The 21,924-nt window shown below is 71.9% G+C and carries 19 protein-coding genes; 15 read left to right on the top strand and 4 right to left on the bottom strand.

What is annotated here, in order from left to right; all coding sequences use genetic code 11:
* Window positions 1-203: 203 nt before the first annotated feature.
* Window positions 204-989 (top strand): VOC family protein, encoded by a 786-nt coding sequence (locus tag ACIQV3_RS31270; RefSeq protein WP_403717913.1) that lies wholly within the window; start codon window positions 204-206, stop codon window positions 987-989.
* Between the two features lie 49 nt (window positions 990-1,038).
* On the opposite strand, the gene ACIQV3_RS31265 is transcribed toward ACIQV3_RS31270, so the two are convergent.
* The 3 genes from ACIQV3_RS31265 to ACIQV3_RS31255 form a co-directional block, all read right to left on the bottom strand.
* Window positions 1,039-1,842, bottom strand: coding sequence for an enoyl-CoA hydratase/isomerase family protein (locus ACIQV3_RS31265; RefSeq protein WP_403717911.1), 804 nt, complete (start codon window positions 1,840-1,842; stop codon window positions 1,039-1,041).
* A 686-nt stretch (window positions 1,843-2,528) separates the two neighbouring features.
* The gene (locus ACIQV3_RS31260; RefSeq protein ID WP_403717908.1) at window positions 2,529-4,763 is read right to left on the bottom strand and encodes an acetate--CoA ligase family protein; all 2,235 of its coding nucleotides are present in this window, start codon (window positions 4,761-4,763) and stop codon (window positions 2,529-2,531) included.
* 414 nt (window positions 4,764-5,177) lie between these two features.
* Window positions 5,178-6,371 carry a flavin-containing monooxygenase gene (locus tag ACIQV3_RS31255; protein ID WP_403717905.1) on the bottom strand — a complete coding sequence of 398 codons (1,194 nt, stop codon included), beginning with the start codon at window positions 6,369-6,371 and terminating at the stop codon, window positions 5,178-5,180.
* Between the two features lie 192 nt (window positions 6,372-6,563).
* On the opposite strand from ACIQV3_RS31255, the gene ACIQV3_RS31250 reads away from it, so the two are divergent.
* Complete coding sequence (locus ACIQV3_RS31250; protein WP_403718202.1) at window positions 6,564-7,085, top strand: Zn-ribbon domain-containing OB-fold protein; 522 nt, start codon at window positions 6,564-6,566, stop codon at window positions 7,083-7,085.
* A 187-nt stretch (window positions 7,086-7,272) separates the two neighbouring features.
* On the opposite strand, the gene ACIQV3_RS31245 is transcribed toward ACIQV3_RS31250, so the two are convergent.
* The gene (locus tag ACIQV3_RS31245; RefSeq protein ID WP_403717902.1) at window positions 7,273-8,196 is read right to left on the bottom strand and encodes a helix-turn-helix domain-containing protein; all 924 of its coding nucleotides are present in this window, start codon (window positions 8,194-8,196) and stop codon (window positions 7,273-7,275) included.
* A 281-nt stretch (window positions 8,197-8,477) separates the two neighbouring features.
* On the opposite strand from ACIQV3_RS31245, the gene ACIQV3_RS31240 reads away from it, so the two are divergent.
* From ACIQV3_RS31240 to ACIQV3_RS31180, 13 genes are all read left to right on the top strand, one after another.
* A complete protein-coding gene (locus ACIQV3_RS31240) occupies window positions 8,478-8,663 on the top strand; it encodes a hypothetical protein (RefSeq protein WP_403717899.1) in 186 nt (61 codons plus the stop codon).
* Window positions 8,664-8,878: 215 nt separating this feature from the next.
* Window positions 8,879-11,380 carry a dCTP deaminase domain-containing protein gene (locus ACIQV3_RS31235; RefSeq protein ID WP_403717895.1) on the top strand — a complete coding sequence of 834 codons (2,502 nt, stop codon included), beginning with the start codon at window positions 8,879-8,881 and terminating at the stop codon, window positions 11,378-11,380.
* A gap of 2 nt (window positions 11,381-11,382) precedes the next feature.
* Window positions 11,383-12,627: a hypothetical protein gene (locus ACIQV3_RS31230; RefSeq protein ID WP_403717892.1), complete on the top strand. Its 1,245-nt coding sequence runs from the start codon at window positions 11,383-11,385 to the stop codon at window positions 12,625-12,627.
* Window positions 12,627-13,409, top strand: coding sequence for an HAD-IIA family hydrolase (locus ACIQV3_RS31225; RefSeq protein ID WP_403717890.1), 783 nt, complete (start codon window positions 12,627-12,629; stop codon window positions 13,407-13,409). Before ACIQV3_RS31230 ends, ACIQV3_RS31225 begins: the two co-directional genes overlap by 1 nt.
* Window positions 13,406-15,181: an alkaline phosphatase family protein gene (locus ACIQV3_RS31220; RefSeq protein WP_403717887.1), complete on the top strand. Its 1,776-nt coding sequence runs from the start codon at window positions 13,406-13,408 to the stop codon at window positions 15,179-15,181. Before ACIQV3_RS31225 ends, ACIQV3_RS31220 begins: the two co-directional genes overlap by 4 nt.
* A 4-nt stretch (window positions 15,182-15,185) precedes the next feature.
* Window positions 15,186-16,295 (top strand): DUF6001 family protein, encoded by a 1,110-nt coding sequence (locus ACIQV3_RS31215; protein WP_403717884.1) that lies wholly within the window; start codon window positions 15,186-15,188, stop codon window positions 16,293-16,295.
* Window positions 16,292-16,951 (top strand): DUF6031 family protein, encoded by a 660-nt coding sequence (locus ACIQV3_RS31210; protein ID WP_403717881.1) that lies wholly within the window; start codon window positions 16,292-16,294, stop codon window positions 16,949-16,951. Before ACIQV3_RS31215 ends, ACIQV3_RS31210 begins: the two co-directional genes overlap by 4 nt.
* Window positions 16,952-16,971: 20 nt before the next feature.
* A complete protein-coding gene (locus ACIQV3_RS31205) occupies window positions 16,972-17,406 on the top strand; it encodes a type II toxin-antitoxin system RatA family toxin (RefSeq protein ID WP_403717878.1) in 435 nt (144 codons plus the stop codon).
* Window positions 17,407-17,430: 24 nt separating this feature from the next.
* A complete protein-coding gene (locus ACIQV3_RS31200) occupies window positions 17,431-18,501 on the top strand; it encodes a hypothetical protein (RefSeq protein WP_403717875.1) in 1,071 nt (356 codons plus the stop codon).
* On the top strand, window positions 18,501-19,061 hold the full coding sequence (locus ACIQV3_RS31195) for a hypothetical protein (RefSeq protein WP_403717871.1): 561 nt from the start codon (window positions 18,501-18,503) through the stop codon (window positions 19,059-19,061). Before ACIQV3_RS31200 ends, ACIQV3_RS31195 begins: the two co-directional genes overlap by 1 nt.
* Window positions 19,058-19,585, top strand: a complete 528-nt coding sequence (locus ACIQV3_RS31190) for a dCTP deaminase domain-containing protein (protein ID WP_403717866.1) — start codon at window positions 19,058-19,060, stop codon at window positions 19,583-19,585. The genes ACIQV3_RS31195 and ACIQV3_RS31190 overlap by 4 nt, the downstream gene beginning before the upstream one ends.
* Window positions 19,572-20,963: a cation:proton antiporter gene (locus ACIQV3_RS31185; RefSeq protein ID WP_403717863.1), complete on the top strand. Its 1,392-nt coding sequence runs from the start codon at window positions 19,572-19,574 to the stop codon at window positions 20,961-20,963. The genes ACIQV3_RS31190 and ACIQV3_RS31185 overlap by 14 nt, the downstream gene beginning before the upstream one ends.
* 101 nt (window positions 20,964-21,064) lie before the next feature.
* Window positions 21,065-21,924, top strand: an 860-nt coding sequence (locus ACIQV3_RS31180) for a CTP synthase (protein ID WP_403717861.1), incomplete at its 3' end; no start/stop codon positions are given.

Raw genomic sequence — 21,924 nt, 5'->3', positions numbered from 1 at the left:
GACACGGGTGCGGGTGCGGGTGAGGAGGCGGGCGCGATGCGCCGCGATGCGGCGCCATACGGCGCGGCCGTACGGGTGATTCCACCGTCGTGCGGAGCTTCCCGGGGCGCGGGGCCCGTACGGGCTCGGCATCGTGGCCGGGGGGCCGGAGGCAGGCCCCGACCCGGCAGCAGCGGCACGCACGCACGCACTGGAGGAACCTCATGCTCGGCACCGATTTCCGCAAGGGATCGCCCAACTGGCTCGACCTCGGGAGCCCCGACACCGACGGGGCCGTCTCGTTCTACACCGGCGTCTTCGGCTGGGAGTTCCTCTCCCTCGGCCCCGAGGCGGGCGGCTACGGCTTCTTCCAGGTCGGCGGCAAGACCGTCGCCGCCCTCGGGCCGCTCACCGAGGAGGGCGCCACCCCGGCGTGGATGCTGCACTTCAACACCCCCGACATCCAGGAGACGGCGGCGGCCGTGACGGCGGGCGGCGGAGTGGTCCGCATGGAGCCCGGGGACGTCATGGGGGAGGGCCGGCTGGCGCAGTTCACCGACCCGCAGGGCGCGGAGTTCGCGTGCTGGCAGCCGGGGAAGACCGCCGGGCTGGGACTGACCTCCGAGGTGAACGCCCTGGTCTGGGCGGAGCTGCACGTTCCCGACCCGGTCGCGGCCGTAGAGTTCTACGCCGGTCTCTTCGGGTGGCGCTCGGCCGAGATGGAAGCACCCGGGATGACCTACCGGGTGCTGAGCATCGCCGACGGGGACCAGGAGGACGGCTCCTTCGGCGGGGTCGCTCCGCTGGGTGAGGGCACGGGCAATGAGGTTTCCCGCTGGGTGCCGTACTTCAACGTCGCCGACGTGGACGCCACCGTGGCCGCGGTCCGGGGCGGCGGGGGCTCGGTGCTGATGCCCGCCGCCGATGTCCCGGAGGTCGGGCGGATGGCTTGGACGGCGGACCCGACGGGAGCGGTGTTCGCTCTGCTCGCGCCGGATCCGCGGATGTAGCGGCTGGTCGGCCTGGTGGGCCTGGTGGGCCTGGTCGTTCTGGGCTTGCCTACCGGCCGAGGTATTTCGGGGTGCGGCGCTCCACGAAGGCGGCGACCCCCTCGTTGGCGTCCGCCGTGGACATGTTGAGCTCCTGGGCGGTGGCCTCGGCGGCGAGTGCGGTCGCCCGGTCACTGTCCAGGGAGGCGTTGACCAGCTGCTTCGTCAGGGCCAGGGCGCGGGTGGGGCCCTGGGCGAGGCGCTCCGCCCATTCCCGGGCGGTCTCCGCCAGGGCCTCGGCGGGAACCACCTTGTTCACCAGGCCGAGCCGCTCGGCCTCGGCCGCCGGGAGGGCGTCCCCGAAGAACATCAGCTCCTTCGCCTTCTGCGGGCCGATGAGGCGGGGGAGGAGGTACGCGCCGCCGGCGTCCGGGACCAGGCCGCGGCGGACGAACACCTCGATGAAACGGGCCGGTTCGGCGGCGATGACGAGGTCGCAGGCGAGCGCGAGGTGGGCGCCGAGGCCGGCCGCGGTGCCGTTCACGGCGGCGATGACCGGCTTCTCGCAGTCGAGCACGGCCGTGATCAGGCGCTGCGCGCCGAGCCGGATCATGCGGGCCACGTCGCCTACGATCCGCTCGGCGGGGGCGCTGGGGGCTCCGCGGAGGTCGGCGCCCGTGCAGAAGCCCTTGCCGGTGGCGGTGATGACGACGGCCCGCACGTCGGGGTCGGCGGAGGCTTCGGCGAGCAGGCCGATGACGCGTTCGCGCTGGTCCCAGGTGACGGCGTTCATGGCCTCCGGGCGGTTGAGGGTGATCCAGCTGACGCCGCTCTCGAAGCGGTGGAGGACTTCGTCCTCCGGGGTGTCGGTCATGGTGGCTCCTATTGGTGGGTGCGGGTGCGGGTGCGGCGCCGTTGCCGGGGACCAGTCCCCGGGCCCCTGCGCCTCAAACGCCGGCGGGGCTGGGGTGTGCCGGGGCTCGGGGGGCTGCGGGTGGGGGTCGGTGCCGGGGGCGGGGTGGGGTGTCGGCCTGGACTGCATGATTTAGGCGCCCTGTCCTCTACTTCGATAGGGCGCGGGTTGTTCTCGCGCCACAAATCACGCTTTACGTCCCGGCCAACACCCCACCCCGCCCCCGACCCCGGCACGCAGCCACCACCGACCCCGAGTCGGGGGAACATCCGCCCGGGCGCTTTCAGCCGTCCGGCGTTTGAGGACCGGGGTCTGGGGCGGAGCCCCAGGGGGTCCGGGCGCAGCCCGGTACCCCCCTTTCGGTTCGTCCGCGCCAATTCAGCCTCGCCGGCGTTTGAGGCGCTGGGTCTGGGGCGGAGCCCCAGGGGGTCCGGGCGTAGCCCGGGACCCCTGCTTTTCAGCCCGTCCGGCGTTTGAGGACCGGGGTCCGGGCAGCGCCCGGGGAACGGTGGAAGGGCGGGTAGGGGAACTCCGCCCCGCAGGGCCCACCCGCCCACCGGGCCCCGCGCCGGGGCGGCGGTGGCGAGCACCCCGACCGGCCACCGACGGACGGAGTCCGGCGCCGCGGCGCGTCGGGGAGGGCGGGCTCAGTGGCAGATGGCCAGCGCGTCCAGCGCCACCGCCCCCTGCCCCCGCGGCAGCACCATCAGCGGGTTGATGTCCAGCTCCGACAGGTCATCGCCCAGTTCCATCGCCATCCGCTGGACCCGGAGGATGACCTCCACCAGCGCGTCGACGTCGGCGGGGGGCGCCCCCCGTACGCCCTCCAGCAGTGCGTGCCCGCGGAGTTCTGCGAGCATGGCTCGGGCCTGGTCCTCCCCGAAGGGGGGTACTCGGACAGCCACGTCGTGCAGCACCTCCACCAGGACTCCGCCCAGTCCCACCGTGACGGTGGGGCCGAAGAGGTCGTCCTGGGTGACGCCGACGACCATTTCGATGCCGCGTTCCACCATCTGGCAGACGAGGATCCCGTCCAGCGGGACGTTCTCGTAGCGGGCGATGTCCGTCAACTCGCGGTAGGCGTCCCGGATCTGGCTCGCCGAGGTCAGGCCGATCTTGACCAGTCCCAGTTCCGTTTTGTGCGCGAGCTGGGGCCCCGAGGCCTTCATGACGACCGGGTATCCGACCAGTCCGGCCGCCCGTACGGCCGCTGCGGCGCTGGTCACCAGTTGCTCGCGGGGGACCCGGATCCCGTAGGCGCGCAGGAGCTGCTTCGCCGCGTGCTCGCTGAGCTGCTGGCCCGGGCGCATGAGGGCCTGGGCCTTGCGGAAGGAGGGGGAGGTGGTGCGCGGGGCGTCTTCGAAGGGGGAGCGGTAGGCGGCGGTGAAGCGGTGGTGGCCCAGGTAGGCGCGGACGGCGGTGATGCAGTTGCCGAAGGTGCGGAAGGTCGCGACCCGGGAGGAGCCGAGGAGGGTGGTGCGGTAGGCCGCTTCCGTGCCGACCGGGGAGCCCCAGATCACGCAGATCAGTTTGTCTGTCTGTTCGGCCGCGTCCACCAGGTCTTGTGCCAGTTTGTCGCTCATGGGAGGGAAGGGGCCCGTGATCGGGCAGATCAGGACTCCTACCGAGGGGTCCGCGAGGATCGCGTCGATGATCTTGCGGCCGCGCCAGTCGCCGACCGGGTGGCCGCCGTTGTCCACGGGGTTGGAGACGCCGAGGTAGGAGGGAATCCACTGGTGCAGTTCGTCCTGCTTGGCCTGCGAGAGGGTGGGGATGCTGATGCCCGCCTCGGTGGCCAGGTCGGAGAAGTGGGCGCCGGTGCCGCCGGAGATGGAGTAGACGACCACTCCGTCGGCGAGGGGCTTTCGGGCGCGGGCCAGGAGGGCCGCGGTGTCCTGGAGTTCGTCGAGGCCGTCGACCCGGATGACGCCGAACTGGCGCATGGCGGCGTCCACGACGGTGTCCGCGCCGGTCAGCTTCCCGGTGTGCGAGGCGGCCATGCGGGCGCCGGTCTCGGTGCGGCCGACCTTGACGGCGACGACGGGGACGCCGTTGCGGGCGGCCCGGTCGGCGGCCAGGAGGAACTGCCGGCCGTCCTTGAGGCCTTCGACGTAGCAGGCGATGGCTCCGACCTCGGGCTGCTCGGCGAAGTAGGAGATGAAGTCGGAGGTTTCGAGGTCGGCCTCGTTGCCGGTGGGTGCCCAGTGGGAGAGGCGGATGCCCAGCTCCTGGAGGGTGTAGACCGGCCGGCCCTGGTGGCCGGACTGGGTGATGAGCGCGATGGCCGGGCCGTCGAGGTCGTCGCGGAACTTCTCGAAGGCGTTGAGGTTCGTGTTGGGGCCGAGCAGGCGCAGGCCGGAGCGCCGTACGGCGGCGCCCAGGCGGGCCTGTGCGGCGGCGCCCTCGTCGCCGGTCTCGGCGAAGCCGGAGGCGAAGGCCACGGCGAACTTGACCTTGGCTTCGGCCAGTTGCTCCACGATGGGGAGCGGGTCGGCGACCAGGAGGACGGCGAGGTCCACCTGCTCGGGCAGGTCTGCCACGGAGGCGTGGCACGGCAGCCCGAAGACCGTGGCCCGGGTGGGGTGCACGGGGTGCAGCCGGGCACCGACGCGTTCCGCCCAGGCGATGAGCTGGCGGGTGATGCCGGTGTTCGGTCTGCCGTCGGCGTCCGAGGCGCCGATGACCGCCACGGACTCGGGCCGGAAGAACCGGTCCAGGTCGGGGGCGTCGGCGTGCAGGGGCCGACCGCTGACGTCCAGCGCGACCGTGTCCTCGGCGGACGGCGCCGCTGTGGAGTGGACGGCCGTCCTGGGGGTCTCCCCGCAGGCCTCGACACGTGCGCGGAAGTCGGTGGTGAGGGTGCCGTGAGTAGATCCAAGCATCGTTCCGCCCGCTCCTGCTCGATGAACCTCGACGAATCTCAATAACTGACGCGTAGTCAGATTACTGAACTGACGTGCCGTCAGGAACAGGGATGCACAGGAAAGCTGGTGGAGGTGATGTGTGGAACGCCCGCGACCCGGCTTCCGGGGTGCGGTGACCGGGTCGTTCAGGAACGGTCTCAGATTGCCGGGGGCCGGTCCAGACCAGTATTCGGCCGAGGTCAGAGGGGCGCGGAGGCCCTGCGGGTCGCTTCCCGGGTGCTCACCACTCGCGGGGGGCGATGAGCTCCTCGATGTCCGCGTCCGGGAACCGCTTGCTGGTTCGTGATCGACACGGTGATCCCTCAGGGGCCGGTGCTGGTTCGGTGTGTCGATGCTGCACCGGGCCACTGACAACGGGCCCAGTGCGGGGGATCACGCGCCGGCCGTGCGGGCGATGCGTTTGGCGATCTTCTCGGCGTCCAGGGCCAGTTCGCGGAGGTTGCCGCTGATGGGGTTGGTGAAGCCGGTGAAGTACAGGCCCGGGGCGTTGGGCGGGGTCTTGGCGCCGTGGGTGCGGGGGCGGCCGCGGTCGTCCAGGACGTCGAGGCCGTCGAGCAGGCCTTCCAGGGCGCGGCGGTAGCCGGTGGCTGCGATGACGGCGTCCGGGGTGATCCGGGAGCCGTCCGCGAGGACCACCTCGGCTCCGTCGAAGGAGTCGACGGCGGCCACCGGCTCCACCCGGCCCGTGCGGACCGCGTCGATCAGGCCGACGTCCTGGATCGGGATCGCCCCCTGCTTGACCCTGCTGTACAGGCCGGTGGTGGGGCGCGGGAGTCCGTACGCGGACAGGTCCGGGACCGAGGCCCTGCCGACGATCGCGCCGAGCCGGTCGATCAGCCGGACGGGGAGGCGCCGGACCAGGATCCCGGTGCGCTGGGAGGGCCAGCCCGCGGTGGAGCGGCGCAGGATGTGCGGGGCCGTGCGCACCGCGAGCCGGACCCGGGAGGCGCCGCCTTCGGCGAGGTCGACGGCTATCTCGGCGCCCGTGTTGCCGACGCCGACCACGAGGACGTCCCGGCCGGCGTAGGGGGCCGGATCGCGGTACCCGGCCGCGTGCGCGAAGGAGCCCGGGTAGGAGTCCCGGCCGGGCCAGTCGGGCACGAAGGGGGTGTGGTTGAAGCCCGTCGCGATCACGACCGCCCGCCCCGCCATGACGCGGCCGCCGGTGGCGTGCAGGGTCCAGCCGGGGGCGCCCGTGCCGTCGGGGCGGGAGTCCGCGGTGGGCTCGACGCGGGTCACCTCGATGCCGGTGGCGATCTCCAGCTCGTGGAACTCGGCGTACTTCTCCAGGTACCGCACCACGTTCTCGCGGGCCACCCAGCGTCCGAAGCGGCGCGGTATGGCCAGGCCCGGCAGGGCGGAGAGGCGGCGCGTGGTGTGCAGGTGGAGGCGGTCGTAATGCCTCCGCCAGGAGGCGCCGACCGACTCGGACTTCTCCACGACCACCGCGCGGACCCCGCGGGCGCGCAGCGCGGCGGCGACGGCGAGGCCGCCGGGGCCGGCGCCGATCACGTAGACCGGGCGGGGCTGGGTGGACAGGTCGGGTGCTGCGGGGACTCCGGGCATGAGGTGTGAGCGTATCGCCGTACGGGAGCGGTGGGTCTCGGACGAGGAGGGAATCGGTTGCGGATCGATCACGGGGAGTGGCGGGTCGGTGTGGGCGGGCCCCGGGGGCGGGAGGCCCGGAGCGGCCCTCGGTGGTGGGGACTTGTGGGATGCGGCGGGATCCGGTGAACTGACGGTACGTCAGGTCGGATGATGGGTGTGCCCCGGAGGAGTGGTGTCGTGAGTGCTGGAGCCGGTACGGCTGCGCGGTTCGACCTGCCGGAGATCGACGAGTTCACGCGGCCCTACTGGGACGCGGCGGCGGAGGGGCGGCTGCTGCTGCGCCGCTGCGGGGAGTGCGGCAAGGCGCACCACTACCCGCGGGAGTTCTGCCCGGCCTGCTGGGCGGGGGAGGACCGCGTGACGTGGGAGGCGGCGAGCGGGCGGGCCACGCTGTACACCTGGTCGGTGATCCACCGGAACGACCTGCCGCCCTTCGGGGAGCGGGTGCCGTACGTGGCGGCGGTGGTGGATCTGGCGGAGGGCCCGCGCATGATGACCGAGGTCGTGGTCGGGGGCGGGGGCGGGGACGCCGGAGGCGCCGCGAGCGGGGAAGGTCCGGAGCTGCGCGTGGGCATGGCCCTGGAGGTCACCTTCCGGGAGGCGGCGGAGGGCATCTGGGTGGCGGTCTTCACCCCGGCGGACCCGGCGGACCCGGCGGACCCGGTGGTCTGACGGCCGGCGGCCTGACGGCCGGTGGTCTGACGGCCCGGCGGCCCGGCGGCCTGACGGCAGGGCCGGGCGGCCGGTGTCTGGCCGTGGCGTCCGATGGTCCGTGCCTGGCGGCAGTGCCCGCGGGCCGCCGGCCCGATGGTCGGTGCCCGGCCCCCCGCGCGGCCCGGCCGCGTCGGCGCTCGACCGGTCAGGGTCGGTGGGCGCGCACGGCCAGGAGGTAGCCGGCCTGGAAGCGGCTCTGGGCGCCCAGTTCGACCATGATGTCGGCGACGTGGCGGCGGCAGGTGCGGACGGACATGCCCAGGCGTGTGGCGATGGAGGCGTCGGTCATGCCTTCCATGAGCAGGCGGACGATGGCTTGGCGGACGTCGTCCGCGATCTCGCTGCGGGTGCCGAACGCCACCGAGAAGGGTTCGGCGGCCAGCCACAGCCGCTCGTACGTCTCCTTGATGAACGCCACCACGGCCCGCTCGCGCACGACGGCCGCGGCGTGGGGGTTGCCCGGTACCGAGATGACGGCCGTCTCCTCGTCGAAGACCAGGAGGCGGCTGAAGTGGTCGTCGAGGGTGCGGACGTGCGCGCCGAGCCGCATGAGGTGCTCGACGTGCTCCCCGGTGCTCGTGCTGAAGCGGGCGGTGTGCTGGTAGAGGACGCGCATCTTCACGCCCCGGTCGAGGGCGGCCTGGTCCCGGGGGGCGGCCTCGGTGAGGATCTCCCCCTGGCGCGCCCCGCCCGGCTGGGCGGTGAGGATCTCGTCGCGGGCGTGCGCGGTCAGGTCCGCGATGGCGGACCGGGCCTGCGTGAGGTCCTCCAGCATCTCGAACCGGTTCTGGCTCTCGCGCAGCGCGCGGCCCGCCTCGAAGACGGGGAGCAGGGACATGATGGACGCGCGGGCCTCCTCGGCGAGGGCCCGGCGGGCGCGGATCTCGCGTTCGAGGGGTAAGACGACTCCGGCGACGGCTTCGTCGGGGGCGACCGCGCGGAAGGTGTCTCCGGGCGCGCCGCGCAGCAAGCCCATGGCGAGCAGCCGCTCCAGGGCGGCGCCCGCGAGTGGGTCGGGCAGTCCGGTGGCGGCTCCGATGCCGTCGGCCGAGAAGTTCTGCCCATTCATGCCATGTTGGCCATTGCTGTGATCCAGCGCATATTCATACACGCGCTGGAGGGCTTCCTGGTCCACGCCAATCGACTCCACTTGCGCCACTCTGTTCCTATTTTCCCGGTTTATGGGGTGTCATCATCCTGCCATGCAACTTGATGATCCTCTTTCTGCGCGCAATATCCATACGTGGGCTGGCATGGTGATCCATCTCGCCTCCATCGATGCAACGGGGCCTCCATGGTGGAGAGGTGAACAGTAGCCAAATGAACAGGTGAAGTTCGATCATGAAATTTTTGCGCAATGTAGTTTTCGCCGCATGGGCACTGGCCCTGACGGTCGGCGCCGTGGGGGCTGTGACCGGCACCACGTCCGCCGCCACCGGCACCACGTCCGCCGCCACCGGCACCACGTCCGCCGCCACCGGTACCGCGTCCGTCGCCACGGGCGGCGTGGGCACGTACGACACCGGCTGGGGCTGAGCGGCCCCCGCTCCACCCCGCTCCACCTCCTTCTCCCGCCTCCTCCCGCCTCTCACCCACCCCGCGGCCGCATGTGGACACTGCGCCGCGGAGGGCACGGATTCCGAGGCTCCCGCACCCTTCACCGGATGTACTGGCGCACTGCTCCGAGCGGCCGACCGTTCAACTGCCGTGCCGGCGTGCGCCCTCTCCGGGTACCAGGAACAGGCAACCCCATGATTCTCACTGGGACCGAGATCGAGCGTGAACGCACGAACGGTCGTATAACGATCGAGCCGTTCACCCCCGAGCAGGTCAATCCCAACAGCTACAACTTCCGTCTCGGCAAGACCCTGCGGGTCTACCAGGACATGCCGCTCGACGCCCGCCGCACCAACGACTTCGAAGAGATCGAGATCCCGGACGACGGCTACGTCCTGGAGCCCGGCCGGCTGTACCTGGCCCACACCATCGAGAAGCTCGGCAGCGAGCACTACGCGCCCACCTTCGCGGCGCGCTCGTCCGTGGCCCGTCTCGGCCTCTTCATCAACCTCTCCGCGAGCCTGGGCGACATCGGCTACACCGGCCAGTGGACGCTGCAGCTGTACTCCATGAACCGGGTCCGCGTGTACCCGGGCATCAACATCGGTCAGATGATGTGGTGGCGGCCGCAGGGCGAGATCGTCCTCTACGACGGCAAGTACCAGGGCTCCGTCGGCCCCCGGTCCAGCGACATCCACGTCGACTTCGACAAGCAGTTCGCCCGCCAGCGCTTCCCCGGCCTCGGCGCGACCTTCGAGCCGAACGAGGTGGGCCCCAAGTTCGACCAGCTCAGCCGTTCCAGCCACGACTTCACGGTCCCGACCGCCTTCTGCGTGCCGGCGGGGGAGTTCACGGACGCGCTCACCGACGAGCAGAACGCCTCGCTCGTCGACGCCTTCGCCGACCTCAAGGCCACCGTCGGCGCCTTCTTCACGGACTCCGTCTCGCGCATCCAGAAGATCGGCGCCGAGATCCACCTCCCGGAGCAGGCCCGCACCCTGCTCTCCGCCCGCCTCCACGAACTGTTCGGTGGCTCCGACGTGGAGCTCGCCGTACGCTCCTCGGGCCTCGACGAGGACACCGAGGGCTCCAGCCTCGCCGGTGTGCACCAGTCGATCCTGGGTGTCCGCGGCGCCGACGCGGTGATCGACGCCATCGAGCAGTGCTGGAGTTCGTACTACGAGGCTCCGGCGGTCGCCGCCCGGGTCCGGGCCGGGAACTTCACCGCCGCGCCCCGCCTCGCGGTGATCGTCCAGCGCCTGATCCGGCCCACGCTCGCCGGTGTCGCCTTCACCGGGCTCGACGGCGCCGAAGACGACCGGGTCTCCATCGAGTACGTCGAGGGGCTCGCCGACGAACTGGTCGCCGGCGTCGCCGTACCGCGCCGCACCGACTCGGCCGAGGTGGCCTCCGGTCCGGCCGCGCAGGCCGCCGCGGACCACCCCGTGCTCGTCGAGGTCGTGGACCTCGTCCGCCGCCTGCGCGAGAGCCGCGGACACGACATCGACGTCGAATGGGCGGCCGACGCCGCCGGCGTGCACCTCGTCCAGGTGCGTCCGCTGACCGCGGCCCGCGAGGTGTCCGCGATCTCCGCGGACCCGGTGACCGAGGCGCACCGGCTGTACGTCGACGAACTGCCCGCCGACTTCAACCTCGGCGCGGTCGCCGCCGTCTACGGCGGCTACACCGCCAAGCGCGGCCCCGCCCACCGGATGGCCCACGCGCAGCAGGTCTCCACCGGCGCCGGCTGGGTCATCCGCTTCAACGGCCGAGGCCTGCACGGCGAGGCCACGGCCGAGTCCCTGCGCCGCACCCTGTCCGGCGGCACCGACGAGTGCGTCCTGGACTTCGGCGAGACCCTGCGCCAGATCGTGGTGCCCAAGGAAGAGGTGCTCGGCCAGCTCGCCGTCGCGACGGGCGTCACCGAGGACGGCACGGCCCTGCACACCGTGGTCGTACGCGATTTCATCCGCGGTGAGCTCGGCGTGATCTCCCGCCGGGCGGGGGAGACGGGCCTGGTCGTCGAGTACACCGACGAGGGCCTGATGGCCCTCAACCGCGGCACCGCCGGCGGCGAGACGATCGTCGTCAAGGACGTGGCGGCCGGCTACGACGACCCGGACAACGCGAGCTTCCCCGAGGCCGGAGCCGTCCTGCGCCCGCACCTCGACGAGATCGCCCGCTTCACCGCCGCCATGCACGCCAAGCACGGGCCGGTCACCCTGGAGTGGGTCTTCGACAAGGGCACCCTCTACTTCGTCGACTACTCGGTGCTCGGCGGCGACGACACCGTCACCGTCGCCCACGGCGAGGTCTGCATCTCACCCGGCACGGCCCGCGGGCCGCTGCTGCGCCTGGACGAGGACGCGCTGCTGCGCCGGCTCTCCATCGGCCCGGCCGTGAGCATCGACAAGTCGCAGGACGTCAGCGAGCACGAGGGCCTGGCCCGGATCCTCGACCTGGTCACCTCGTACGACGAGAAGCCCGTCATCAGCGCCTCCCGGCCGTACGCCGTCCTGTCGGTGCTCATCGAGCACGTCGCCGGATTCGTCTTCGACCAGGGATCCGCGCTGGGCCACCTGGCGATCCTGCTGCGCGAGGCCCGGATCCCCGCGGTGACCGCCGCCGGGATCAGCGGAGCCGAGGCAGTCATCAGCGACGGCACGGTCGCCACGACCGGCCGCAAGGGAGAGTGAACGTGAGCGCCACCCCCACACCGACGAACACCCCGGCCGTCGGCCGCCGCGCCTGGCTGGCCCTGGGCGGGCTCCACCTGCTCAACGGCACGGCGCCGCTGTCCGACTCCGACGCGATCGTCCTCGTAGAGCTCGACGCCCCGCTGGAGCAGTCCTTCCCCAGCAACACGGTCGTCCTGCACTGGGACCGCCTCGGACCGCTCGAACTGTCCGCCCGCACCGTCGACGGCACCCGCCGGCACACCACCAAGGCCCGGGGCGACGAGCTCTTCCCCGGCATGCTGCCGGGCGCCGAGCTGCGCGCCGCGACGACCGCCGTCACGGGCCGCGAAACCGGCCCGCTGGTCCCGCTGTTCTACGTCACGGCCGACGGCGACCGGGCCCACGTGCACAGCCAGATCCGGTTCCTCGCCGAGGACGCCTGCTTCATCCGGATCACCCCGGAGCCGGTGGCCACCTCCGAGGTCGAGGAGCTGGGCTGGCTCGCGGACGCGGTCCGCCTGCACGCGGAGCGGTTCCTCTTCCTCAACAACCACCAGCGCTACTACCGCAAGTGCTTCGGCGGCAAGGAGCTGGAGTACAAGTACACGCTCGCCCCGCCCGTGGACACCTGGACGCTGACGGTCGAGCTGTACCAGGAGCTGCTGGCCGGCGGGCTGCCCGGTTACGTCATGGAGTACCGGGACGAGTACCAGGCCTGGGACTACCTGAACCACCTCTTCGAGATCACCGGGCCCGAGGAGGAGCGCGGCTACGCCTCCTTCATCCCCACCACCGACGGCAAGCACCTGCTCAAGCGCAAGTGGTACGCCGAGGACGCCTTCGAGCGCCGCGAGACGCACACCTACGGGCTCGAGCTGGAGGACGACGGCCGGTTCGAGGACCACATCAGGGAGGAGCTCGGCGTGCAGGCCGTCCGCCTGCCCTCCTTCCGCCGGGTCCGCTACGACATCAACTTCGAGTCGGTGCGCACCGGACACGTCTACGGGATCTTCTTCGACCACTGCAGCCTGGTCGAGGACCGCGACGTGACCCTCAACCAGTGCGAGCTGGAGTACCTGCGCAGCCGCGTCGCCGTCGAGCCCGACGAGGCCGCGGTGCTGGAGGAGATGAGTGAGATCGTCGCCTGGCTGGAGGCGTTCCTGCGCGCTCGCGGCCTCAGCGACGAGCGGGGCTTCTACTCCAAGAGGACCTTCCTCAAGGACGCCGTCGCCGCCCGTCCCGAGCTGGCGCGGAAGGTGGGCTGATGACGGGCGCCGCGGTGCGCGCGGTCCTGCTCGACCTGGAGGGCACCCTGTACGCGCGGGGCGCCGTGATCGAGGGCGCGGTGGAGGCGGTGGCCGCCCTGCGCGGACTCGGCGTCGGACTGCGGTTCCTCACCAACACCGACTCCAAGCCGGCGGACCGGATCAGGACCGAACTCGCGGAGTACGGGCTGATCGTGGCTGCGGACGAGTTGTTCACCCCGGTGGTGGCGGCGGCGCAGCTCCTCACCGCCGCCGGGGCGCGCACCTACCCGCTCGTCTCGGGCGAACTGCGCGCGCTGCTGCCGACGCTGGCCGCCGAGCCCCCGTACACCCACGTGCTGATCGGCGACTGCCGGGACACGCTGGACTACTCGGCTCTCGACGGCGCCTTCCGCGCGGTGCGCGGCGGGGCCGAGCTGCTCGCGCTCCAGAGCGGCCGCTACTTCAAGCGGGACGACGGCGACCATCTGGACACGGGCGCGGTGGTGGCGGCCGTCGCGTACGCCTCGGGCGTCACCGCACGGGTGCTGGGGAAGCCGGCCACGGACTTCTTCGAGCTCGCGGCCCGCTCCCTGGACGTGCCGGTCGCCTCCTGCGTGGTCGTCGGCGACGACGCCACGACCGACATCGCCGGCGGTCTCGCCGCGGGCCTGCGGACCGTGCAGGTGCGTACGGGCAAGTACGCGGACCAGCGGGCCGAGGGCCTCACCGGCCGGGCCACCCACGAGATCGCCTCCGTGGCCGGGCTGCCCGCGCTGATACGGGAGCTGGTCGCCGCATGACGGTGTACTGGGTGGTCTGGGACGCCGGGGCGCACTGGATCGTGGACCGGCTGGAGCGGGAGGGCGCCCTGCCCGCCCTCAGCCGGATGCGCGAGCGGGGGGTCTTCGCGGCCGCCCGGCCCGCGCACCCCAACTGCCAGACCCCGCCGTCGCTGGCGACCCTGTTCACGGGGACCTGGCCCAGCGAGCACAAGGTCACGGGGTACACCGTGCCCGGAGCGGGCGAGGGCATCGCCAGCCATGTCAGCGGCTTCTCCCCGGGGTTCCCCGCGGTGGCGCTGGTCTGGGAGGCCCTGTCGGAACACGATCTGACCAGTGCGCTCGTGCACGCACCCTGGGTCTTCGGTCACGACGGCGAGGTCGGCCCGCACATCCAGGGGGCGGTGGAGGCCTACAGCCGCCGCTCGACCCGGCACGCCGTGCGGGTGCTGGATCCGGGCAGCGGGATCCAGGAGTGGCAGATCGGCGCGTTCCGCGTCGAGGCCGTGGTCGAGCCAGCGGTCGAGGCAGCGGTCGAGGCAGCGGTCGAGTCCCCGGCCGGGTCGTCGGCCGAGGCGGTACGGGTACGGGTGCGGCCCGCGGGAACGGGAGCCGGGGCCGGAGCCCGTCCCGGGGACACCCAGGGCCTGCTCACCGGACCCGGCGCCGGCTGGCAGCCGCTGTGGCTGGACCAGGACCACGGCACCTGGGTGGCCTGCGTCCCGGTCGACGGGCGGCTCCTGCTGGTGCACACCGGCGTCTGGCGCACCCGTACCGGGGGCCGCAACCCCAAGACCCTGCACCGGCTCGCCCTGTGCCCGCCGTTCGCCGGCGAGGGGGTGGGCCCGCTCTACCGCGAGGGGGTCTTCGGCCCCCGGCTGGCGGAGGGCGGCGACGGCAGCGCGGAGGAGGTGTTCCTGTCCTCGGTGGAGTGCGTGGCCCGGTCGTTCGGCGCCGCCGCCGACGCCGTGCTGGAGACGCACGACGCGGATCTGGTGGTCGTCTACCTGCCGATGACGGACGACGTGGGACACGAGCTGCTGGGCTGGTGCGACGAGCGGAGCGCCGCCCACCGGCCGGACATCGCCGAGTCCGTGTGGTCGTACGTCCGCCGCTGCTACCAGTGGTCCGACGCCGTGCTGGGCCGGGTACTGGACCGGGCCGGCGAGGAGGACTCCGTGGTGCTCGGCGCGGACCACGGCATGGTCGGCAGTACCCATCTGGTGCACCTCAACGACCAGTTGGTGCGCTCCGGCCTGGCCTGCACCGGTCCGGACGGCGTCCTCGACACGGATCGCTCGGAGGTGTTCTACCACCCGGCGAACAACGGCTCCCTGTGGGTCGGCCCGGGCCCCGCCGACGACCCGGAACGGGCCCGGGCCGCCATGGAGCGGGCCTGCGCCGCCCTCGGCTCCCTCACCGACCCGGACACGGGCCGGCCCGTGGTGGCCGGGTTCCTGCACCGGGACGGTGTACGGGCCGCCGACCCGGCGACCGATCCGGCCGTGGTCTACGTGGCACTCGCCGACGACTACCAGCCGACCGCCCAACTGCTGGGCGAGGGACCGGTGGTGCGCCGGGTCCCCAAGACGGGGGCCCACGTCGTCTACACCGGTGACAGCAGGCTCCACGCCGTGCACGCGGCCGTGGGCCCGGGCATCGCGGCCGGTGTCGACGCGGGGGTCATCGACAACACCCACCCCGCCGCGCTCGTCCTCGGCCAGCTCGGCCTGGGCCGGGCCGAACCGGGCCCGTACTCCAGCGGCACATCCGAACCGACCGATGAAAGGTGACGGCATGCCGTCCGGCTTTCCGCACGTCCTGTCCCCCGACGACCTGACAGCACGCCGCCACGCGCACGTGTCCGCCTTCCTCGCGGGCCGCGCCCTGGACCCCTCGTGGCTGACCGCGGTGATGCGCGACCAGGTCGGCGAAGGCCTGCTGATGCTGACCAGCTCTCCCGTGCACGGGCTGGCCAACCCCACCAGCGACCTCGACTTCATCCGCATCCAGGAGGCCGCGATCGACGGCCCCCGGATCTCCACCAAGATCTTCGAGAACGGGCACCACCTGGAGGTCGTCTCCTTCAGCCGGGCCGAACTCGCCTCGAACCTGGACGAGCTGAACCGGCTCGCGGCCCTCCCGGCGGCGCAGACCGTGGCCGGGTTCCGCGCCTGGGACAAGAGCCGCGAGCCGCGCCGCAAGCAGACCGAGCGCATCGTCAACGGCATCTCCCTGGACGGGACCGCGCCGTTCCTGGAGTGGCTTCCGGCGCTCAGCCGCGTCTGGAGCCGGGCTTCGCTCCAGACCGCCGTCGAGCAGGCCGTGCACGCCCTGCTCGCGGAGGCCGCCGGAGAGACCCGGGGCCGGGTCGGGTACGCGTACAACGTGCTGCTGCACCTGATGGACGCGCTCCTCTCGCACCACGGCGACGTCTACACCACCCGCAAGTGGTACGTGCTGCGCTGGACCCGCCAGGTGGCCGGCGGCGACTGGCACGACGAGCGGCTCCAGGCGGTCGCCTCCGACGTGGAGCGGCTGCGCAAGGGCGTCAACGCCGCCCTCGAACCGGCCGCGGCCGGCGAACCGCTGGCCGGCGCGTTCGCGGCCGTCGTCCTGGACGCCGTACGCGCCACCGGAACCGCCGAGTCGGTCACCGTCGGCGTCGACACCACCGGCTCCGCACAGCCCTACCTCGCCGGGGCCTCCCTCCTGCTGGGCTCCGGGAACGCCGTGGTGCTCCCCGGCGTGGCCGCCGGGACCGAGCTGCCGCTCACCGGCAAGCCCGTGGCCCTGGACGAGCTGGCCGGGCTCGACGCGAAGACCGCGGGCACGCTCCTTCGGGCGCTGCGGTCCGGGGCTGCCCGGCTGCGGATCGGCTACACGGGCGAGGAGGCCGGCCGATGACCACGCACGCGCAGAACACCGACGCGCAGAACACCGACGCGCAGAACACGGACGCGGAGAACACAGCCACGGACAAGGAGCCGGACATGACCGAAGGCCGCACGCCGCGCACCTCGCGGACCGCGACGGAACTCACCGCGTTCCCCTCGGTGCGCGCCGGGCACGTCATGGCGGGCCCGCAGGCCGTCGAGGCCTGGGTGCAGGCCGCCTGGCTGATGCTGGCCGAGGGGCGGGCGTACATCGAGGACCTCGAAGGAGGCACGGAGCAGCCGCAGATGCAGCAGGCCGCGAAGCTCCGCTTCCTGGAGCAGCTGCTGGACATCGACCAGCGGCTGGCCGGCCGCGCCCCGGTGGACGACGCGCACTGCCTGGCGGTCGCCCTGGAGTACGGGATGCGCGAGGTCGTCGACGCGACGGGCCCCGAACTGGCCTCGGCCTTCGGCCTGTACGAGGAGTTCGGCGGCGACAGCTGCGCCGTCGGGGAGATCCACGTCCTGTGGGAGCGGCTGCTCGAGGCCTTCCCCGGGGAACTTCCGGACCGACTGGTTGCGGAGGGGCAGCGGGACATGCTCCTCACCCTGCGGACCTGGGCCCGCCTGGCCCGCGCGGCCGGGCTCGACATCGGATTCCTGGCCCCCTTCATGAAGGCCGCCTGAAACAGAGAGGTGAGGTGAACATGCCTGAGATACAGGCGGAAACGCTGATCGACGGACGGACGCCCGACGACGTGTGGGACCTCGTCAAGGACAGCGGGGGGATCGCGTCGCGGGCCGGGCACGTGGTCGCCGTGACCCCCCAGTCGGCCCAGGAGAAGACCTTCCGCCTCAACGAGTGGAAGGTGCTGCTCAACGGCAGCGAGGTGACCTGGGTCCAGCGCGAGGCGGCCGGACCGGGCCTGCGGCTGCGATTCGAGCAGACCGAGGGCGACCTCGAAGAGCTGTCGGGCGAATGGACGGTCACCGCCGCGCCCACCGGCACCCGGGTCCGCCTCTCCATCGGCTTCGAGCTGGGCATCGACGGACTCGCCCCCCTCCTCGAACCCATATGGGCCCAGTCCTTCCAGGCCCACGCGGACGCGCTGCTGCGCTCCCTGTCGGCCTGCGCCGCATAGCCGCACAACCGAGAAAGACCTGACATGAGCCTGTACCTGAACTTCCTGCACACCACGGTGCGCTTCGACGTGGCCGGGGACGCCGAGGCCCTCTTCGAGCCCGTACGCCGCTTCTTCCGGCACCTGATCTCCGCGGAGCCCGCCGCCCCGACGACCTTCCGGATCGACGTGCGGGCCTACGACCCGGACACCGACGTCGCCCCCGAGGTCTGGGCGCTGCCCCTGTCCGTCGTCCGCCGCAGCAACGCCGCCGAGTTCAACTTCGACGCGCACATCGTGGACGGCGGCGGCCGCCGCCAGTACATCAACCGCGCGACGCTGCTCGACGCCCCCGCGGACACCGCCAAGGACAACACCTTCGCGGTCCGCCTCACCGAGAGGTCCACGGTCCAGATCCTCGACTTCGTACGCGATCTCGTGATCCGGCACGAAGAGAACCTGGGCACCGTCGTCCTGCACGCCTCGGGCCTGCACCGGGACGGCGAAGCCGTGATCATCGCCGGCCCCAAGGGCGCGGGCAAGACCACCACGCTGCTCTCGGCGCTGCGCCGGCCCGGCTGGCAGTACTTCACCGGCGACAAGCTGTTCTGCACCATCGAGGACGGAGAGATCCTCGTCCACCCGTGGCGCGACTACCCGTACGTGGGCGTCGGCACCATCCGGGCCGACGCACGCCTGGAGCAGCTCGTCCGCGAGGGCGTGGACGACCAGGTCGACACCTACGAGCCGGGCCACAAGATCCTCATGGACCCCGACGTCTTCGAGTCCTGGCTCGGCGCCGAGTTCACGGCCGAGCCCAAGCGGCTGGCCGCGCTGCTGCTGCCCGAGGTCAAGCCCGGAGAGCCGCTGACCGTCCGGCACCTGACCGACGGCAACGAACGCTGGGCCCACCTGAACAAGATCGTGGACCGCCAGGTCGACACGACCTTCTTCACCTGGCAGTCCTACCTGGTGCCCGACTACACGGAGTTCTACCGCTCGCTCGCCGAACTGCGCACCGTACTGGACTCCGTGGACATGGTGCGGCTGCGCGGAACCCTCGACATCGACCCGGACGCCGTCCTCGGCCGCGGCCCCGCGAAGGAGAACAGCTGATGACGACCGAAAGCCGCCGCCCCCTGCGGATATCCGTCGTCGGCCTGGCCGGCGCGGGCAAGTCCACCTGCGCGACCCTCATCGAGGAGTTCGCCCGGGACAAGGGCCTGACGCACGCCCGGGTCAAGCTCGCCAAGCCGCTCTACGACCTCCAGGAGCACGTGTACCGCACCGCGGGCGGCTCCCTGCACGCCGGAGCCCAGGACCAGATCCTGATGGAGGCCCTCGCCGACGCGATGCGCCGGATCCGGCCCGACTCCCTCGCCGCCGACTTCGTCGCCCGGCTCTCCTCGGTCGACGCGGACCTCGTCGTCAACGACGACCTGCGCGACCCGCACATCGACGCCCCGGCGCTGCGCGGACACGGATTCAAGGTGCTGCGCATCACCTGCGACGAGGAGCTGCGCCAGGTCCGCCTCGCCGGCCGCGGCGACCCCTCGCGCGCGGACCGCTCGACCCGGGAGATCGACCTGATCGAACCCGATGCCGTGATCGACAACGGAGCGGGCCTGGACGCGTACCGGTCCGCCGTCAACGAGCTGCTGGGGAGCTGGCTGTGATTCTGAGCGGACCCGAGATCCTGTCCGAAGTACGGGCCGGACGCATCCACATCGACGACTTCGACGCGGAGCGCATCGAGCCCAACAGCTACGGCTTCCGGCTCGCCGACGACATCCTCTGGTACGAGCAGGACATCATCGACTGCTTCGAGCCGCCCAAGGCCGAGCACCTGAAGATGGGCCCCGAGGGCATGGTCCTCGAACCGGGCCGCTTCTACCTCGGCGGCACCATGGAGGCGATGGGCAGCCCCCACTACGCCGCCACCCTCTACGCCTCCCGGTCCGCCTCGACCCTCGGCATCTGGATCCAGTTCTCCGCCCCGCTCGGACACAGCGGAGCGGTCTTCCCCTGGACGCTGGAGATGAAGGTCGCCCACCCGGTGCGGGTGTACCCCGGCATGCTGATCGGCAAGCTCGCCTTCTGGTCCATGCAGGGCGATCCCGTCGGTTACGACGGCAAGTACACGGGCTCCTCCTCGGCCGTGGCGTCCCGCTTCAGTCTGGACGCCCGTGTCTCAGATTGATCTCTTCCGCATCCTGGCGGCGCTCGCTCTGCTCCTGGCCGCCGCACACCTCACCGGTCGGCTCTTCGCCAGGTTCCGGCAGCCCCCGGTGATCGGCGAGATCCTCGGTGGCCTGCTGCTGGGGCCCACCGTGCTGGGCCAGCTCCTCCCGGAGGCACAGCACTGGCTGTTCCCCGCCCAGGGCCCGTCGGCCTCCGGGCTGGCACTGGTCTCCCAACTCGGCATGCTGCTGCTGATGTTCACGGCGGGCATGGAGATGCGCACCGTCTTCTCCCGCAAGGACGGCCGGTCCGTCGCCGTGATCGCGCTGGCGGGTATGGCCGTGCCCTTCGTGCTCGGCCTGCTCACGGTCAAGGTGATCGACACCGGTGACGTGCTGGGCCCGGCCGGGAGCGTGCCGGCCCTGACCCTGGTCATCGCCTGCGCCATCGCCGTCACCAGCATCCCGGTGATCTCACGGATCATGCTCGACCTGGGGATCATCCGGACCCGCTTCGCGCGGATCGTGCTGTCGGTCGCCGTCCTGGAGGACATCGTCCTCAACGTGATCCTGTCCGTGGCGCTGGGCATGGTCGCGGGCGGGGATGAGGGCGGCTTCGGCCTCGCCCACACCTTCGGCATCACCTCGGCCAACGGCGCGGCGGCCTACCACTCCGTGGCCTCGGTGGCCTTCTTCGCCCTGATGGTGCTGGCGGCCGTGGCGCTGCGGCGCCGTCCGGGCGCGGGTGCCGGTGCCGGTGCGGATGCGGGTGCGGCGGACCGGCCGGGGGCCCCGGTCGCCCTGCGGATGGCCGTCATCCTCGCGGTCTCCGCGAGCTGCGTCTTCCTCGGTGTCGCGCCCATGTTCGGCGCGTTCGTCGTGGGCCTGCTGTCCGGCATGACCGGGAAGGACCCGCGCAGCACGTCCCTCGGCAACCTCCGGGGGTTCGCGGCGGGGTTCTTCATCCCGCTGTACTTCGGACTCGTCGGCTTCAAACTCGACCTCGTCCATTCCCTGGACCCCGGGTTCACCGTGGGGTTCATCCTGGTGGCCTGCGCGGCGAAGGCGGCCAGCGTCTACGCCGGGGCCCGGCTGGCCAAGCGGCCGAAGCCCGAGTCCCTCGACCTCGCCGTCGCGCTGAACGCGCGCGGCGGGCCGGGCATCGTGCTCGCCACGGTGTCCTTCGATGCCGGGATCGTCAACGCCTCGCTCTTCACGACCCTGGTGCTCACCGCCATCGTCACCTCGCAGATCGCCGGCTGGTGGCTGGAGCGGGCCGTGGCCCGCGGGGCCTTCTCCCGCGACACCGACGGCGATGGCGATGGCGACGGCGACGGCGATGCCGGGGCCGACCCGCACACCCAGCCCGCACCACCGGTGCCCGCCGCCACGGGCTGAGCGCCGTCCCGTGACCCGTCCCGCCCTTCCTCCTTCCACCCTCGCGACCACCGGAGCCCCTCTTGGCGAAGCCGTCCGCTGTTTTTCGAAACAGCACAGCCATGACGACCAAGCACATCTTCGTCACCGGGGGTGTCGCTTCCTCCCTCGGCAAGGGCCTGACGGCCTCCAGCCTGGGTGCGCTGCTGAAGGCGCGCGGTCTTCGGGTCACGATGCAGAAGCTCGACCCGTATCTGAACGTCGACCCGGGCACGATGAACCCGTTCCAGCACGGTGAGGTGTTCGTCACCAACGACGGCGCCGAGACCGACCTGGACATCGGTCACTACGAGCGTTTCCTCGACGTCGACCTCGACGGCTCGGCGAACGTGACGACCGGCCAGGTGTATTCGCAGGTCATCGCGAAGGAGCGGCGCGGCGAGTACCTCGGTGACACCGTGCAGGTCATTCCGCACATCACCAACGAGATCAAGCACCGCATCCGCCGGATGGCGACCGACGACGTGGATGTCGTGATCACGGAGGTCGGTGGGACGGTCGGTGACATCGAGTCGCTGCCGTTCCTGGAGACCGTCCGCCAGGTCCGTCACGAGGTGGGCCGCGACAACGTCTTCGTCGTGCACATCTCGCTGCTGCCCTACATCGGCCCCTCCGGGGAGCTGAAGACCAAGCCGACCCAGCACTCGGTGGCGGCGCTGCGCAACATCGGCATCCAGCCCGACGCGATCGTGCTGCGCGCCGACCGTGAGGTCCCGACCTCGATCAAGCGCAAGATCTCGCTGATGTGTGACGTCGACGAGGAGGCCGTGGTCGCGGCGATCGACGCGAAGTCGATCTACGACATCCCCAAGGTGCTGCACACCGAAGGCCTGGACGCGTACGTCGTGCGCAAGCTCGACCTGCCGTTCCGTGACGTCAACTGGACCGTCTGGGAGGACCTGCTCGACCGGGTCCACAACCC

Origin of the sequence: Streptomyces sp. NPDC099050 (genome assembly GCF_044759865.1) — a bacterium.
In the GTDB taxonomy this organism is placed as follows: Bacteria; Actinomycetota; Actinomycetes; order Streptomycetales; family Streptomycetaceae; genus Streptomyces.
Note: the sequence above shows the minus strand (reverse complement) of the source record. Positions and strands in the feature narration are given on the sequence as shown.

Excerpts from the sequence above, each read along its gene's own strand:
- ACIQV3_RS31245 (WP_403717902.1), bottom strand. The coding sequence starts at position 8,196 with ATGAATGGGCAGAACTTCTCGGCCGACGGCATCGGAGCCGCCACCGGA.
- ACIQV3_RS31200 (WP_403717875.1), top strand. The coding sequence starts at position 17,431 with ATGAGCCTGTACCTGAACTTCCTGCACACCACGGTGCGCTTCGACGTG.
- ACIQV3_RS31195 (WP_403717871.1), top strand. The coding sequence starts at position 18,501 with ATGACGACCGAAAGCCGCCGCCCCCTGCGGATATCCGTCGTCGGCCTG.
- ACIQV3_RS31210 (WP_403717881.1), top strand. The coding sequence starts at position 16,292 with ATGACCACGCACGCGCAGAACACCGACGCGCAGAACACCGACGCGCAG.
- ACIQV3_RS31235 (WP_403717895.1), top strand. The coding sequence starts at position 8,879 with ATGATTCTCACTGGGACCGAGATCGAGCGTGAACGCACGAACGGTCGT.
- ACIQV3_RS31215 (WP_403717884.1), top strand. The coding sequence starts at position 15,186 with ATGCCGTCCGGCTTTCCGCACGTCCTGTCCCCCGACGACCTGACAGCA.
- ACIQV3_RS31225 (WP_403717890.1), top strand. The coding sequence starts at position 12,627 with ATGACGGGCGCCGCGGTGCGCGCGGTCCTGCTCGACCTGGAGGGCACC.
- ACIQV3_RS31250 (WP_403718202.1), top strand. The coding sequence starts at position 6,564 with ATGGGTGTGCCCCGGAGGAGTGGTGTCGTGAGTGCTGGAGCCGGTACG.
- ACIQV3_RS31270 (WP_403717913.1), top strand. The coding sequence starts at position 204 with ATGCTCGGCACCGATTTCCGCAAGGGATCGCCCAACTGGCTCGACCTC.
- ACIQV3_RS31220 (WP_403717887.1), top strand. The coding sequence starts at position 13,406 with ATGACGGTGTACTGGGTGGTCTGGGACGCCGGGGCGCACTGGATCGTG.
- ACIQV3_RS31205 (WP_403717878.1), top strand. The coding sequence starts at position 16,972 with ATGCCTGAGATACAGGCGGAAACGCTGATCGACGGACGGACGCCCGAC.
- ACIQV3_RS31265 (WP_403717911.1), bottom strand. The coding sequence starts at position 1,842 with ATGACCGACACCCCGGAGGACGAAGTCCTCCACCGCTTCGAGAGCGGC.
- ACIQV3_RS31260 (WP_403717908.1), bottom strand. The coding sequence starts at position 4,763 with ATGCTTGGATCTACTCACGGCACCCTCACCACCGACTTCCGCGCACGT.
- ACIQV3_RS31255 (WP_403717905.1), bottom strand. The coding sequence starts at position 6,371 with ATGCCCGGAGTCCCCGCAGCACCCGACCTGTCCACCCAGCCCCGCCCG.